General features: G+C 29.3%; 18 protein-coding genes. 2 read left to right on the top strand and 16 right to left on the bottom strand.

Annotation, left to right across the window (positions count from 1 at the left end):
• Positions 1–74 precede the first annotated feature (74 nt).
• Together GOQ27_RS10490 and GOQ27_RS10485 are read right to left on the bottom strand one after the other, a co-directional pair.
• Positions 75–488 (bottom strand): nucleoside 2-deoxyribosyltransferase, encoded by a 414-nt coding sequence (locus GOQ27_RS10490; RefSeq protein WP_203366818.1) that lies wholly within the window; start codon positions 486–488, stop codon positions 75–77.
• A 113-nt stretch (positions 489–601) separates the two neighbouring features.
• Complete coding sequence (locus tag GOQ27_RS10485) at positions 602–1,111, bottom strand: GNAT family N-acetyltransferase (RefSeq protein ID WP_203366817.1); 510 nt, start codon at positions 1,109–1,111, stop codon at positions 602–604.
• 252 nt (positions 1,112–1,363) lie between these two features.
• On the opposite strand from GOQ27_RS10485, the gene GOQ27_RS10480 reads away from it, so the two are divergent.
• Positions 1,364–2,089 carry a phosphatase PAP2 family protein gene (locus GOQ27_RS10480; protein WP_203366816.1) on the top strand — a complete coding sequence of 242 codons (726 nt, stop codon included), beginning with the start codon at positions 1,364–1,366 and terminating at the stop codon, positions 2,087–2,089.
• Between the two features lie 81 nt (positions 2,090–2,170).
• Here the strand turns inward: GOQ27_RS10480 and GOQ27_RS10475 are convergent, their stop codons facing one another.
• The 4 genes from GOQ27_RS10475 to GOQ27_RS10460 form a co-directional block, all read right to left on the bottom strand.
• On the bottom strand, positions 2,171–2,437 hold the full coding sequence (locus GOQ27_RS10475; protein ID WP_203366815.1) for an SHOCT domain-containing protein: 267 nt from the start codon (positions 2,435–2,437) through the stop codon (positions 2,171–2,173).
• Between the two features lie 15 nt (positions 2,438–2,452).
• Complete coding sequence (locus tag GOQ27_RS10470; protein ID WP_203366814.1) at positions 2,453–2,677, bottom strand: SHOCT domain-containing protein; 225 nt, start codon at positions 2,675–2,677, stop codon at positions 2,453–2,455.
• Positions 2,678–2,740: 63 nt separating this feature from the next.
• Complete coding sequence (locus tag GOQ27_RS10465) at positions 2,741–3,370, bottom strand: class I SAM-dependent methyltransferase (RefSeq protein ID WP_203366813.1); 630 nt, start codon at positions 3,368–3,370, stop codon at positions 2,741–2,743.
• A 119-nt stretch (positions 3,371–3,489) separates the two neighbouring features.
• Positions 3,490–4,425: a hypothetical protein gene (locus GOQ27_RS10460; protein ID WP_203366812.1), complete on the bottom strand. Its 936-nt coding sequence runs from the start codon at positions 4,423–4,425 to the stop codon at positions 3,490–3,492.
• A 284-nt stretch (positions 4,426–4,709) separates the two neighbouring features.
• Between GOQ27_RS10460 and msrA the strand changes: the two genes are divergently transcribed.
• On the top strand, positions 4,710–5,186 hold the full coding sequence (gene msrA / locus GOQ27_RS10455; RefSeq protein WP_203366811.1) for a peptide-methionine (S)-S-oxide reductase MsrA: 477 nt from the start codon (positions 4,710–4,712) through the stop codon (positions 5,184–5,186).
• Between the two features lie 29 nt (positions 5,187–5,215).
• Here msrA and wrbA read toward each other — a convergent pair whose 3' ends face one another.
• The 10 genes from wrbA to GOQ27_RS10405 form a co-directional block, all read right to left on the bottom strand.
• The gene (gene wrbA / locus GOQ27_RS10450) at positions 5,216–5,830 is read right to left on the bottom strand and encodes an NAD(P)H:quinone oxidoreductase (protein ID WP_207751299.1); all 615 of its coding nucleotides are present in this window, start codon (positions 5,828–5,830) and stop codon (positions 5,216–5,218) included.
• A 44-nt stretch (positions 5,831–5,874) separates the two neighbouring features.
• A complete protein-coding gene (locus GOQ27_RS10445; RefSeq protein ID WP_203366810.1) occupies positions 5,875–6,570 on the bottom strand; it encodes a pirin family protein in 696 nt (231 codons plus the stop codon).
• A 116-nt stretch (positions 6,571–6,686) separates the two neighbouring features.
• Positions 6,687–7,130, bottom strand: coding sequence for a MarR family winged helix-turn-helix transcriptional regulator (locus GOQ27_RS10440; protein ID WP_203366809.1), 444 nt, complete (start codon positions 7,128–7,130; stop codon positions 6,687–6,689).
• Between the two features lie 45 nt (positions 7,131–7,175).
• Positions 7,176–8,591 (bottom strand): sensor histidine kinase, encoded by a 1,416-nt coding sequence (locus GOQ27_RS10435; protein WP_203366808.1) that lies wholly within the window; start codon positions 8,589–8,591, stop codon positions 7,176–7,178.
• A gap of 1 nt (position 8,592) precedes the next feature.
• On the bottom strand, positions 8,593–9,276 hold the full coding sequence (locus GOQ27_RS10430) for a response regulator transcription factor (protein ID WP_203366807.1): 684 nt from the start codon (positions 9,274–9,276) through the stop codon (positions 8,593–8,595).
• A gap of 100 nt (positions 9,277–9,376) precedes the next feature.
• On the bottom strand, positions 9,377–9,622 hold the full coding sequence (locus tag GOQ27_RS10425) for an SHOCT domain-containing protein (RefSeq protein WP_203366806.1): 246 nt from the start codon (positions 9,620–9,622) through the stop codon (positions 9,377–9,379).
• A gap of 169 nt (positions 9,623–9,791) precedes the next feature.
• Positions 9,792–10,757 (bottom strand): polyprenyl synthetase family protein, encoded by a 966-nt coding sequence (locus GOQ27_RS10420; RefSeq protein WP_203366805.1) that lies wholly within the window; start codon positions 10,755–10,757, stop codon positions 9,792–9,794.
• Positions 10,758–10,789: 32 nt separating this feature from the next.
• Positions 10,790–11,305, bottom strand: coding sequence for a Gx transporter family protein (locus GOQ27_RS10415; protein ID WP_203366804.1), 516 nt, complete (start codon positions 11,303–11,305; stop codon positions 10,790–10,792).
• An 11-nt stretch (positions 11,306–11,316) separates the two neighbouring features.
• Positions 11,317–11,694, bottom strand: a complete 378-nt coding sequence (locus tag GOQ27_RS10410; protein ID WP_203366803.1) for a NusG domain II-containing protein — start codon at positions 11,692–11,694, stop codon at positions 11,317–11,319.
• Positions 11,695–11,826: 132 nt separating this feature from the next.
• Positions 11,827–13,656, bottom strand: coding sequence for an FAD-dependent oxidoreductase (locus GOQ27_RS10405; RefSeq protein ID WP_203366802.1), 1,830 nt, complete (start codon positions 13,654–13,656; stop codon positions 11,827–11,829).
• Between the last annotated feature and the right edge of the window lie 19 nt (positions 13,657–13,675).

Below are 13,675 nucleotides of genomic sequence, written 5' to 3'. Positions count from 1 at the left end.
TACTTTATCCATTCTGTTAACTACCTTTAGTAAATATATAATCTTAAATCTATCATACCTCTTTTTAAAGTTTTCTACATATCTAAAACTCTTCTAATATTATCAACTTTAAATATTTTATTTAATTGTTGAATATTCTTGTATAGTATAACTTTTTTTGATATACCTTTTAATGTATTAGAAATATCCGATGTCTCTTCAGCTATAGTTATTATTGGTATTCCATTTGCATATGCATAACCTGCTTCAATGCCTAATCCTACTCCTTTTTCTGTTAAATCAATTAATACAAAATTGCTAGATTTAATTTGTTCAAAGGTGATTTTCATTAATTCTTTTGGTTGAAAAATTTTTTCTCCCCAATTTTCAGCATCTCTGGTTATACAAATAGTTTTAATTCTATTATTAGACAATAGTGTGGATATACGGTCTATTTTATCTCGATTTCTATTATCTTCATAAAATTTAATAGCTAGATAAGCTTTCATTTAACTTCTCCTGTCCTTAAGATAGTAATTCCTTATGTATATAATTAGATTATCCTATTATTGTATCTGAGCCACTTGATTAGATACAATCTTTTTGTTATGCTTTTTTTCCTTTATATAAAAATACTGTATTTATACAGATTTTCATTTTCCTCTTCATCAAAAACTCTTCCTAATAATTTACCATTATTTTTTTCTATTATTTTTTTTGAAATCATATTATCTATGTTACAAGTCACTATTGCTTCTACTATTCCTATTTTTTTAGCTTCTTTTAAAGCTAATTTAAGAATTTCACTACCATAACCTTTATTTCGATAACTTGGTGATATATCATAACCTATATGTCCAGCATACTCAACTTCTTGGTGTCTAACTCTCACTACACCTATCACTTCATCTCTATGGATTAACCAAAATGATGATGTCATGACTTCACCTTGAGGTAAGTCTATACCTTTAGAGTAATTGATTAACTCATTTAAATATTCATTAAAATTCTGTCTTCCTTTTTTATACTTATTGAAATAGTACTCATCTCCTGCCTTTTTATATGCTAATACATAATCCTCGAAACTTCTTTGATATTTTATATCTGGTTTAGCTAAAAACAAATCTCTCATCAATCATCCTCCATTTTAATATATTACTATTATTGAACATTAAAATAACAATTTGAATATTCTATATACATTTCTCTTTTCATTTCTATAAATCCTCTATTTTTTTATCTTCTAAATATATATTATAAAATTTATTTCATTATAGTATGTAGTACTGTAGAGCCAATTATGGTTTAGTGCTTTTCTACCGAGTAGACAGATAATAAGGATATTTTTAGAGTAGAGTAATTATATTTTGAAAGGGGAGATATATTGATAAAAGATGAAAAAGAGATAAAGAGACAAGTAATACCAGTGTTACTCTTATTAATTGGATTTGGAGGAGCTGGATTATTCTTTTCTGTATTTACAGAAATCGCTGAAAATATAGCAAGCAAAGAACTTCAAGTCTTTGATGATGCAATTATTAATTTCTTTTTATCCATTGAATCTAAATGGATAGATCAATTTATGTTCTTAATAACAGAAATGGGTTCAGTTTGGTTCTTGACTTTATTATCAATCATAACAGTGCTTATTCTATGGTTTAAAAAAAGAGATATATGGGCAATCCTTTTTTTCATTATTGCAATGGTTGGAGGGGGTCTTATTATAAAGGGTCTAAAATATTATTATCAAAGATCAAGGCCATCTATTATCCCCCATATAGATGCGGTTGGATTTAGCTTTCCTAGTGGTCATGCCATGGGTTCATTAATTTTTTATGGTTTTATGATTTATTTTATCTTTAGAAGTAAACTTTCCAAAATAATTAAATGGAGTTTGTCTTTTTTTGCAACTATACTTTTTATTCTTATTGGTATTAGTAGGATTTATCTTGGAGCCCATTATCCCAGTGATGTGATTGCAGGTCAAATGTCTGGAGCAATTTGGTTAATTGTCACTATTATGGCCTTAGAGGGAGTTAAATGGCAAAGACGAAATCATTTCAAACCAATTGAAGGAATTCGTAATATTCTTATGAAAATTTTTAAGTAAAACTTGGATTAATTTGATATAACTAATATAGACATTAAATACACCTAGAAATATTACTAGGTGTATTTAATGTCTATATATTTACGATTTTAAATTATTCAATCTTCTTTGATACTCAGTCTCATCTATTTCTCCCTTAGCATATCTTTCTTTTAGTATATCTATTGCTCTAAAAGAATTAGAATTAACATTGGATTTATTACCGTTTTTTACAAATAGTTTTGCTATTATTATAACTGCTCCTATTATCAGTAGTGTTCTAACTAATTGAAATACCATAACCCAAACTCCTAAGTTACTTCCAAAACCAAATGGACCTCCAAACCCATCCATAAATCCATGCATCATATACACTCACTCCTTTTAATCTCTTAGCATATCCTTCTTACGATTATACTCTTCGTCAGATATTTCACCTTTTGCGTATCTTTCATTTAAAACATCTAATGCATCATTTCTTTTATTAAAATTAGATGTATGTTCCCCGTTATTATTAATATATTTAAAAGCAAAATATACAATTAATGCTATAATTATAAAACCCAAGAAACCTCCTCCTCCCATCATTCCAAATCCTCTATGCATCATAAGTATTCCTCCTTTATTTCTATATTTATAGTATAATATTTAACTTTGAAGAAAATATGAATTTTAATTCTTTTTATTTCTTATTTTAATAAGTTTTACAATATCTCTCCAAATATCTTCTATCTGAATTTCACCTTCACTATATCCTGCTCTTTGTAAGTTTTCCATGGTTTTTCTATTAATATTAGCTCCCCAAATATATAATGGTATGGGATTTATGATATCCATAGCTTTTCCTATTATTTTATCTTCACTTCTCATATGCTCTAACATAATAATTTTCCCATTAGGTTTACATACTCTTCTAATTTCCTTTAAACCTTTTATAGGATCTGGAACAGAACAAAATACACAACTAGTTATAACCGTGTCAAACATATTATCTTCAAAGGTCATATTCTGTGCATCCATTTGAATAATATCCACATTAGGATAAGAATTAGCCCTTTCATTAGCCCTTTGAACCATATTCTCACTAAAATCAATTCCTATAACATCAATATCTTTAGGATAATATGGTATGTTCTTTCCAGTCCCAATTCCAACTTCTAATATTTTCTTTCCTTCTATTTCCTCGATAAGTTTGCCTCTCCATTTTTCTCCTAGCATTGATTCCATAGGTTTTTCCATAATATCATATATCTTAGAAACTCTATTATATCTTTTTCTGATTTTATCAGTTTCAGAATTCATAGTTTTCCTCCTTAGTATTTATAAGTATATATACCCGGTACTCTAATAATTAATATATGCAACAACAATAAAATAAACCCTTAAAGATTAATCTCTAAGGGTTTAAAGTCTATTTATATTTATTTTTTAGCTCCATCTAATGCTTTTTCAGCTAAATCAAAGAATTCTTTTACGTGGATTGATACTCCTGTTAATGCGTCTGTATGACCTTCATCATCAGTGTACTCTATAGCAGTTGGATCTTGCTCTTCTAAAAGAAAAGCTTCAGCTACATTAGCTTGAACATGCCATTCTGATTGAGCTTCACCATTTTCTACCATTCCATATTCTCCTGCTTCAGATACAACATCTTTTGTCTTCTCATTACCTTTATCGTCTTTAGGTGCATCTTTGTGTAATCCATCCCAGTCGGCAGCAACTATATATCCATTTATAACTGTAATATCAGCAGTATACTTCCATCCTGACTTCTCATCAAACGCTTCTTCTTCAGCTCTATAGTTACCATCTTTATATGATCCCTCACCTACAGGTCCTTTTTCTAAAGCTTTTTCAGCTAAATCAAAGAATTCTTTAACGTGAATTGATACTCCTGATATAGCATCTGTGTGTCCTTCATCACTAGAATATTCTATAGCTGTTGGATCTTGTTTTTCTAATAAGTATTCTTCAGCTTTTACAGATTGCTCATGCCATTCTGCTTGAGCATCACCAAATTCCACCATTCCATATTCTCCAGATTCAGATCTAGTAATCTTATCTGTACCCCCATCTTTGTGAGCTCCATTCCACTCAGCGTCAGTAATCTTTCCATCTTCTACTTTTAGTGTTACAACATATTTCCATCCACTATTTTCTGAGAATCCATCTTCTTGGGCAAAGTAAATACCATCTTCATAATTACCCTCTGTAGAAGTTTTTTCCTCATCAGTCGTTTCCTCTTGTTCCGTATCTGTATCTGTGGATGTAGGCTCCTCATCTCCCCCACAACCAACTAATAAGCCAGCTGATACAAATAGAGCAAGTCCTAATGATAAAAATTTCTTCATTGACATTAAAATTCCCCCTCATTCAATTTTAATTAGTGTATCTCTTATGATTATAATTTAACGATATTTTTTTGTCAATAGTATCTTGAAATATGTAACAAGTCCTAAAAATCCTATGTTAGATTGTTATATTTTTTTATTACTATTTATATATATTAAATGACTATATACATATATGACATTTTTTTATTATAATTTGTTATATTAGGGATATTAATAATATATTGAAAATAATTCTTTATACTGGTATGATAATCTTATAATAAATAGATAGCTTAGGAGATGGTATAATGAAGAAGATTGTATTAGCTGGTGGCTGTTTCTGGGGTGTAGAAGAATATATGAGTAGGATAGATGGAGTTTTAGATATTAAAGTAGGCTATGCTAATGGTAAAATAGAAGATCCATCTTATGAACAGGTATGTACAGGATTAACAGGACATGCAGAGGCTTGCTATATAGAATATGATGAAAATATTATCCAATTATCACAGTTATTAGATAAGTTTTGGAATATAATTAACCCAACTATAGAAAATAGACAAGGACCAGATAGAGGTACTCAGTATAGGACAGGAATTTACTTCATTGATAAGCAAGATAAGGATACTATATTAAACTCTAAAGATAAAGAACAACAAAAATATCAAGATAATATTGTTACTGAAGTAGAACCTTTAAAAACATTTTACGATGCAGAAGAATATCATCAAAAATATCTAAAAAAGAATCCCAATGGATACTGTCATATAGATTTATCAATTTAAAAAGGTAAGGCTTAAGCCTTACCTTTTATTTATTCAACCAATTTTTTAGCTATTTTAGCTATATGCTTACCTTGATATTTCGCTCCTTCTAAATCAATATCAGTAGGTTGTAGTTTCCCATCTCCCCCTGATACTGTACTAGCTCCATAAGGAGATCCTCCCGAAATTTTCTCAACACTAGATAATCCTTCATAAGAATATGGCAATCCACTTATTATCATACCTTGATGTAATAAAACATTATTAAAGCTTAATATAGTTGATTCTTGCCCTCCATGTTGAGTAGCTGTAGATGTGAATACTCCTCCAACTTTTCCTATTAGTGCTCCTTCTGACCATAAACCACCTGTACTATCTAAGAAAGTCTTCATTTGAGCTGACATATTTCCAAATCTTGTAGGGGTACCAAATACTATAGCATCAGCATCTTTTAAATCATCTAAGGTTACTTCAGGAACTTCCTTTTCCATATTTTTTATTATTTCTAGGCAACCCATTTTTTCTAGTACTTCGTCGGGGAGTGTTTCTTTTACCCTTGTTATTTTAACCTCGGTACCTTCTATTTCTTTAGCTCCTTTAGCAACAGATTCAGCTAATTTTTGTGTATGTCCATACATTGAGTGATATACAATTAACATTTTCATAATCAATACTCTCCTTTCAATATCTTGTCTACATTCCTATAAATCTATTTTTTTATTTTTATCAATAGTATGTGAGATTTATCTATAGCTTTAATGTTTAGTTTCTCATTAAATATCTCCATAGCATCTCTAGTATTTAAACCTACCCCATTGATATCTGACTTTCCTTCTATTTGCACCAAATAAGCTTGATGTTTATTATCTATTTCTATTTTAATTTGATTATCCTTATCTAGACTTGTTACATATATATCTGCATCTTGATTTATTTTCACTGGTGCAGTTCCTTGTTTTGATGATACCATATGGAGCCATTTATTTTTTCTTTCATTCCACTGAAAACTAAAATCTCCATAATTTGGTTCATAACTAGATTTATCTGGTTTAATCCATATTTGAAGGAACCTCAAAGTTGTATCTCCTTTATTATGCTCACTATGATATACCCCCTTTCCAGCACTCATATACTGAATATCTCCTCTTCTTATAGTGCTATCATTTTGCATGCTATCTCCGTGGGTAAGTTCTCCCTCAACAACATAGGAAATTATCTCCATATCTTTATGAGGATGAAGATCAAATCCCGTATCAGAATCTACCAAATCATCATTTAATACTCTTAACACTCCAAGCCCCATTCTATTAGGATCATAGTACTCTGCAAAAGAAAAATGATGTATACTTCTTAACCAGTCATGTTCACCTCTACCCATTGTAGCGTTCTCTATTTTATTTATCATGATATCATCCCTTCCATTTTATATAATACCCGGCACATTTCGAACTAATCATTAGTTATTAATTTACTATATAGTTTATTACTAATTAGTATTATGATGTCTTAAAATAGAGTAGATTAATCTACTCTATTTAACTTTCTTAATAATTTTATTAATTGATTTTTTTCTTCTTCAGAAAAAACACTAAATATATCATTAATATTTTCTACATGGCTCGGAAATATTTTATCCATTAATTCTTTTCCTTTTTCAGTTATACTAATAAGGGTAGCTCTTCTATCAGTAGGATCAGGATATCTTCTAATAAGATTCTCTTTTTCTAGATTATCTATAACTACAGTCATATTTCCACCAGTTGACAATGTTTTATCTATTATATCCCTAATTCTTAGATCTCCTTTATGGTATAAAACTTCTAGTACTCCAAATTGAGATACAGTAAGTCCTCCTTTTTTTATGGTTTTATACTCTTGTTTATGCACTTTTTGAGTTGCCCTTGTTAATTTTATTAATACTTTTAAATTTAAGTCATTTTCTTTTCCATAAGTTTTATTATTCATATTATAATATTACTACTAATTAGTTTTATTGTCAACTATATATTACTAATTAGTAGTATATAGAGGAATATATACAGTGAATACAGTTTTTTTACCTATTTCACTATTAACCTTAACCTGACCATTATGTGCATTCACTAATTCCTTTACAATTGATAAGCCTAATCCAGAACCACCTTTATCTCTATTTCTAGATTTATCAGTTCTATAAAGTCTTTCAAATATATAGGGTAAATCTTCTTTAGAAATTCCTTCTCCAGTATTAGATATTTGAAAAACTCCATAATCGTTTTCTTTAAATATTTCTATATCAATCCTTCCATTATTATTAGTAAACTTAATTCCATTAGAAAATAAATTTATTATAACTTGTTTTAGCCTATATTCATCTCCTAATACATATATATTTTGTTCTAAATTCTTTACTAAGGTTATGTTCTTTCTTAAATACTCTATTTCAAAGCCTTCATTTACTTCTTGCACTATTTTTTCAAAATCAAGTTTTTCTAAATTAAGAGATATATTATGCTCTTTTATATTATTTAAGAACTTAATTTGCTCTACTAAAAGTATTAATCTATCTACTTCTTTCTGAAAAACTAATAACCTTTCATCATTCAATTCCCATATTCCATCTTGTATAGCCTCTATATGACTTTTTAAAATAGCTAAGGGTGTTCTTAGCTCATGAGAAATATCTGAAGTAAGCTGTTTTCTTAATATATTCTCAGAATTTAAAGATTCTTTTAGATAATTAATTGAAGAGGTTAGTTGATTTATCTCAGTTATCTTACTTCTAGTCTTAACTGATGTATCTAAATTACCTTTACTAAGTTCATTAGTAGTTTCTTTTACATCAATAATAGGTTTAGAAATAAATCTAGAAAAGTATATACCTAATATAATTGCTACTACTATGGATATAATTGCAGCATAAAGTATTGATTGATTTATACCCTTAGTGAATTCAACTTCTTGACTTCCCACTACTAGAGAATTATAATATCCTATCTGTAGTGTACCTATATTCTCACCATTTGCTTCTAAAGATATATTATCTACTTTATAATTATCTCCTGTACTATTTTCAAAATTAGAATTACGGCCCCTCATCATACCCATGCCCATACCTTTGCCCATCATATGATCATTGATAAAGGATTTGTTCATTTTCTTTGATAATATAATATCCCCTTTGTTATCACGGATTAATAAGTCAAATCCTTCTACCATTGGAGATAATTCTATATTATCTTTTGTTTTTTCAGTCCATTTATCTACTTTATAACTTTCTTCAATAAAATTTATAACTTCTTCTATTCTGTTTTCTTTTTCTTTACTTAGATACTCATCAAACTTACTAAACAAAGTAATATTTGATATAACTCCAATTGTAATAACTGATATCAGTGCTGCAATTATCATTAATATAGTTATCCTAGTCCTTAAATGATTAATCATATTAATCCTCCCTGAATTTATATCCAACCCCATAAACTGTTTTAATGTACTTATTTTCTTTATCTTCAATCTTATGCCTTAAATTTTTAACATGGGCATCAATTGTTCTATCATATCCTTCATAGTCATAACCTAATATTTTTATTATTAAATTCTCCCTACTAAACACCTTAGATGGGTTTTGCGAAAATAATTTTAATAAATCAAATTCAGTAGGAGTTAAATCTATTATCTTACCTGATTTTGTCACTTCTCTACTATTTAAATCTATAGACAGATTCCCTTTATCAATTTGAATAATGTCAGCCTTTATAAATTCTTCACTACTTCTTCGTAGAATAGCTCTTATTCTTGCTAGTAGTTCCTTTGGACTAAAGGGTTTGACTATATAATCATCTGCTCCAATATCTAATCCATATATTCTATCCTCTTCCATAGATTTTGCAGTTAACATGATAACTGGTATTTGAGACCTTAATCTTATTTTCTTACATATTTCTTCACCAGATATATCCGGCAACATCAAGTCTAGTATAGCAAAGTCAATGTTTTCTTGATTCAATATATCAATAGCATCCTTTCCGTTGTATGCCGGGTAAATATTATATCCTTCTTTTTGTAAATATGCTTTTATTACATCTACTATTTCTTTTTGGTCATCTACTACTAAGAAATTTTTTGCCATATTACCACCTCATTTATAATATATCACAAAGGAAAGCTTCATGAGATGCTTTTCAATTGATAGGTATGAGACATTAATAAAATCCAGCCTAGGCTGGATTCTATTTCGTAACACCATTTAATATTTTTTGATACTCTTCTTCTGATATCTTACCTGCTGTATATCTTCTTCTTAATTCTGTGACTGCATATATAATATCGTTACTTTGATTTGCGGAGGATACTTTAGTGAGCATAACTTTTTGTACAGTATAAATCAGAGCTGCAAACGAAATAGTTATCAATCCAGCTTTTAAGATAGTAATAGGAAGTAATAATTCAATAAAAATCCATTTGATAATATTCATATCTATCATCTCCTTATACTATCTATACCCCTATATTCAATTTTTAGTCATTTCATCTATTTTTTTATCTTTTTCGACCTTACTTTCCATTTAATTCTCTTATGAAAAATTATACCTTACAAATATGAAGAAAATATGAAAAGCTGAGGAATTATCCTCAGCTTTGATATTAATATTCTCTTTTTAATAATTTTTCAGTAATTTCATATATAATTTCTTTGCTTTCACAATTTGGTAGTGAATCTATTATAGAAAAGGCTCTCTCAGTATATCTTACAGCTAATTTTTTAGCTCTAGTTAAACCATTTGATGACCTGATAATATTTATGATTTCTATAACATCATCATCTGTTACATCTTCTTTTTCTATTAATATTTCAAGCCTTTTATTATCTTCTAATAAAGCAAATATTAATGGTAATGTAAAGAAGCCTTGTTTTAGATCATTTTTTATACTTTTTCCTAGGGTTTCTTCTTCTGCTGTATAATCTAATATATCATCTATTATTTGAAAGGCCATACCTATATTGTATCCAATCTTTCCTAATGCTTTAGACATCTTCTCATCACATTCAGATTCCTTTGCACCAATATGAAAACTCATGGCAAAAAGAGATGCTGTTTTGCCAGATACTATCTTTAAGTATCTTTTTAAAGATACATCACTTCTGAACCTAAAATAATATTGTCTTATTTCACCCATGCATATATGAGTTATAGCTTTAGAAATTTTCCTCATATTTTCCATAGAATAGTCCTCAGATAACATCATAAAACATTTCGAGAATAGATAATCTCCCATATATACTGCATAATCTTTTCCATATCGTGATTGAATCGTTGTTTGTCCTCTTCTTAGTTTAGACTCATCTATAATATCATCATGAATTAATGTAGCCATATGAAGCATCTCTATAATAGCAGCTAAATTCTGATGTTTATCTTTTTCATATTTACCAAATTTAGAAGAGAGTAATAAAAATGCTGGCCTTAACATTTTTCCACCAGAATCTATTAAATCTAATAAAGGCTTTTCAATATATTTCTCATTGGTTTTGACATTTTTCTTCATTATTTCTTTTACATCCTCTAATTCTCTTTGCAATTGAGGATATTTATCCCAAAATGAATTCATTTTATCACCCTTGATGTTTTCTTTTATATCTTCTAACTAATTTTAAATAATCCAGTCATTTTTAAAAACTTTAAAATATAATTTACTGTTATACCTACAAATAAGCCTGTAGCAACAGCCGATATTAATAAAGCGGGTAAATATATAACTATATTTAGATTGTGAATCACAAAAGCAGCCATTAATATTTGTCCAATATTATGAAATACTGCTCCTACAATACTTAATCCTATAACACTTACTTTTTCTCTTGCTATTCTTTTTATTAAATACATAATGAAGAAGCTTAATAATCCTCCTGAAATACTAAATAAAAATCCAGAAACATTTCCTCCTAATAAATTAGCCATCAACGTCCTTAATACTACCACAGTGAGAGTTTCTTTAAATCCAAATAAATATAGAGATACTAATGTAATAATATTGGCAAGTCCTAGTTTAGCTCCTGGTATACCAAAATTAAAAGGTATCATTCTCTCTACTAAATGAAGAACCAATGCTTGTGCCACTAATAATGAAATTATAACTAGTTTTTGTGTTTTAGACATAGTTCTCCCCCTTAGTATGATGTATCATCTATAGTACTTTCTTTCTCTCCCTTTATTTCTACCACAACTTTATTAGGAAGACATACAAGCATCTCTCCGGGCTCATTAATAAACCCATCACTTACACAGTATTTATCAGGACAATCTGCATCTATAATATTAACACCATTATTATATAGTTTAATGATATTTGTACCTAATTCAGTATTTATGACTACTTCTTCGTCTATATCCTCAGTTAACTCATAACTATTATATAATTCACCATCTATATATATTTCAGCCTTTTTATTATTGAAATCATTATCTCTACCATATTGCAGATATAGAAATCCTAATAATGATACTAAAAGAACTACAATAATAATTATACCATCTAATTTTTTCATATATATTCCTCTTTCCAACCTTAGTATGCTACTATAGTTTATCAAGTTTTATACTTTTCAGCAAATAAGATTTTTAGATATATGCTAAAATAAAGTCCTTTCGAAGTTTGTTCTCCGAAAGGACATATATAACTAATCTATATATAGATAAGTCTTTCTTGCAAAAGGTGTCTTTGACCACCATTTTTTTAGAACTGGCATCACATAATAATCTAAACCAAATGTTCTACCCGCTCCACCTATTAAAGCTATACCTGCTGCTAAGAACCATAACATTTCTGTAGGTGCCATTCCAGAAGTCCATATCATAATACCCATTACTACTGAAACTATCGCTGCAAGAGCTGTAAATAAACCTACTATTAATAATCCTCCTACTACTACTTCAGCTATAACCATTCCTGTTTGGAATATAGTGGCTAATACAGTGAATTCTCCATCTGCTGTATAGAAGAATGCTTCCATAAACCAATCCATAATATTTTGAATAAACTCAGGAACTGGTAATGCTTCACCCCATTGTGATGCTGCCTCTGCTCCTTCTTCTGCTGCTTGAGTTGCTCCAGAAGTAGCTGCTGTTGGTGGAGCTGGTATCAAGAATATATTAGAAGGATCTTCTATTACCTTTCCTATCTTGTTTAATCCCTCGTCTAACCATTTATATCCAACAAAAATTCTTAATGGAACTAACCAAAAATTAGGACTTCTAAAGGAGAAGTGTCCACCTAATATAGAACGGTTATCTTTTATAGTAAAGAATTGATGCATGATGTATGACCAGATTAAATTAAATCCACCTACTCCAAATAGATAGTGAATATTTACTATATGCTTCATCATCATTGCAATAAATCCTGACATTGATGTATTTCCTAGATGAGCAACTGCATATCTTCCACCTATTGATACCATAAATCCATGATAATTTGATTTAAAAGCCTCATAGGATTTATTTTCCATATCAGCTTCTATATTATCTACTGCAGTTTCTGCAGTCTGTAAAGCTGTCTCAACTATTTGAGGTATAGGACCTTCATTTTCTTCTTCAAAATATGAATTATCTCCTATAACATAAACATTACTATAATCTACTGATTGCATATACTCGTTAGTTTGAATACGTCCTCTTTTACCTAGTGTAAGACCAATATTGGCTGCAAAGCTACTACCTTGTACTCCAGCAGTCCATATTAATGTATTCGTTTTTATCTTTTCTCCATTCTTTAAAGTTACAGAATGAGGTGTAACTTTAGTTATTAAAGATTGAGTAAGAATTTCTACTCCTAGTTTATTAAGTCTTCTTTCTGATTTAGCTATAAGCTTATCATTCAATATAGGAAGGATCTTTGGTAGGCCTTCTACAATTTTTAATGATACTTCTTTTGGATTAATGTTATACTCTCGACAAAGTCTCTTCTGCCATTCAGCAATTTCACCGATAGTTTCTACACCAGTAAACCCTGCTCCAGCTACTACAAAAGTAAGCATTTGTCTTCTTTTATTTTCATTACTTTCTGTACTTGCCTGCTCGAACATATGATGTATGTGCTGTTTAATTTTAACTGCATCATCATATGACCATATTGTAAAACTATTTTCTTCAGCACCTTCTACTCCAAAATATGCTGGCTCACTTCCAGAACCTAGTATAAGATAATCATATCCATATTCAGCATTTTCAGAAACAAGTTTTTGACCATCAAAATCTATTTTGTCAATTTTGTCTGTAACAACATCAACTTTTTTCTTGCCAAATATCTTTTCTAGATTCACCTTTACTCCATGTTCCTCTATTCTTCTACCTGCTACCTCATGTAAATCAGTAAGAAGCGTGTGGTATGGGTTTTTATCAATTAAAGTAACTTCTACTTCATCATTTTTCTTGAATTTTTTATGAAGTAGCTTTGCTGAGTGTACACCACCATATCCAGCACCTAGAATTACTATCCTTTTTTTACTCATAATGTGCCCCCTTATTCTA

This window comes from Anaeromonas frigoriresistens (assembly GCF_016820655.1).
Classification (GTDB): Bacteria; Bacillota; Clostridia; order Tissierellales; family SIT17; genus Anaeromonas; species Anaeromonas frigoriresistens.
Note: the sequence above shows the minus strand (reverse complement) of the source record. Positions and strands in the feature narration are given on the sequence as shown.

Excerpts from the sequence above, each read along its gene's own strand:
- GOQ27_RS10490 (WP_203366818.1), bottom strand. The coding sequence starts at position 488 with ATGAAAGCTTATCTAGCTATTAAATTTTATGAAGATAATAGAAATCGA.
- GOQ27_RS10485 (WP_203366817.1), bottom strand. The coding sequence starts at position 1,111 with ATGAGAGATTTGTTTTTAGCTAAACCAGATATAAAATATCAAAGAAGT.
- GOQ27_RS10475 (WP_203366815.1), bottom strand. The coding sequence starts at position 2,437 with ATGATGCATGGATTTATGGATGGGTTTGGAGGTCCATTTGGTTTTGGA.
- GOQ27_RS10470 (WP_203366814.1), bottom strand. The coding sequence starts at position 2,677 with ATGATGCATAGAGGATTTGGAATGATGGGAGGAGGAGGTTTCTTGGGT.
- GOQ27_RS10465 (WP_203366813.1), bottom strand. The coding sequence starts at position 3,370 with ATGAATTCTGAAACTGATAAAATCAGAAAAAGATATAATAGAGTTTCT.
- GOQ27_RS10460 (WP_203366812.1), bottom strand. The coding sequence starts at position 4,425 with ATGTCAATGAAGAAATTTTTATCATTAGGACTTGCTCTATTTGTATCA.
- msrA (WP_203366811.1), top strand. The coding sequence starts at position 4,710 with ATGAAGAAGATTGTATTAGCTGGTGGCTGTTTCTGGGGTGTAGAAGAA.
- wrbA (WP_207751299.1), bottom strand. The coding sequence starts at position 5,830 with ATGAAAATGTTAATTGTATATCACTCAATGTATGGACATACACAAAAA.
- GOQ27_RS10445 (WP_203366810.1), bottom strand. The coding sequence starts at position 6,570 with ATGATAAATAAAATAGAGAACGCTACAATGGGTAGAGGTGAACATGAC.
- GOQ27_RS10440 (WP_203366809.1), bottom strand. The coding sequence starts at position 7,130 with ATGAATAATAAAACTTATGGAAAAGAAAATGACTTAAATTTAAAAGTA.
- GOQ27_RS10435 (WP_203366808.1), bottom strand. The coding sequence starts at position 8,591 with ATGATTAATCATTTAAGGACTAGGATAACTATATTAATGATAATTGCA.
- GOQ27_RS10430 (WP_203366807.1), bottom strand. The coding sequence starts at position 9,276 with ATGGCAAAAAATTTCTTAGTAGTAGATGACCAAAAAGAAATAGTAGAT.
- GOQ27_RS10425 (WP_203366806.1), bottom strand. The coding sequence starts at position 9,622 with ATGAATATTATCAAATGGATTTTTATTGAATTATTACTTCCTATTACT.
- GOQ27_RS10420 (WP_203366805.1), bottom strand. The coding sequence starts at position 10,757 with ATGAATTCATTTTGGGATAAATATCCTCAATTGCAAAGAGAATTAGAG.
- GOQ27_RS10415 (WP_203366804.1), bottom strand. The coding sequence starts at position 11,305 with ATGTCTAAAACACAAAAACTAGTTATAATTTCATTATTAGTGGCACAA.
- GOQ27_RS10410 (WP_203366803.1), bottom strand. The coding sequence starts at position 11,694 with ATGAAAAAATTAGATGGTATAATTATTATTGTAGTTCTTTTAGTATCA.
- GOQ27_RS10405 (WP_203366802.1), bottom strand. The coding sequence starts at position 13,656 with ATGAGTAAAAAAAGGATAGTAATTCTAGGTGCTGGATATGGTGGTGTA.